This window comes from Bacillus sp. SIMBA_074, from assembly GCF_046534555.1.
Lineage (GTDB): Bacteria > Bacillota > Bacilli > Bacillales > Bacillaceae_G > Bacillus_A > Bacillus_A mycoides.
This window is the reverse complement of the sequence record NZ_JAWRYM010000162.1, coordinates 1-383: the sequence shown is the minus strand read 5'-3', so window position 1 is coordinate 383 and position 383 is coordinate 1. Positions and strand designations below refer to the sequence as shown.

General features: G+C 41.8%; 1 pseudogene. It reads right to left on the bottom strand.

Annotated elements, in window-relative coordinates:
- Positions 1-383 (bottom strand): annotated as a pseudogene (locus SB773_RS30310) (GntP family permease); the annotation flags it as partial.

Sequence of the window (383 nt, the reverse complement as noted above, 5' to 3'; positions counted from 1 at the left end):
CAATGTGGTCCATAGAAAAAGTTTCTCCTCTATCTACAGCTTTTTGAACCATCCTTCCTAAGAGAGCTCCACCTCCAACCATAATTAATAGAGCAATAACCACACCCACCCAACCTCCAGCAGTTGGAGTCGTACCAAAATGTTCAGTAGGAATTAAATTTTGTATTTCTGGTGACCCTGGCGATGTCATAGTGAAAGAGATGGATCCAAAGACAAGTGCACCAGGTATAAAACGATGAGGTAAATTAGCACTTTTAAACAAAGAAACTGCTATAGGATAAACAGAAAAGGCAACAATGAACACGCTTACACCACCATACGTCATAAGCGCACACGCGGTTACAACAGCAAATACTGCACGTTTAGCTCCGAATCTACGCTGA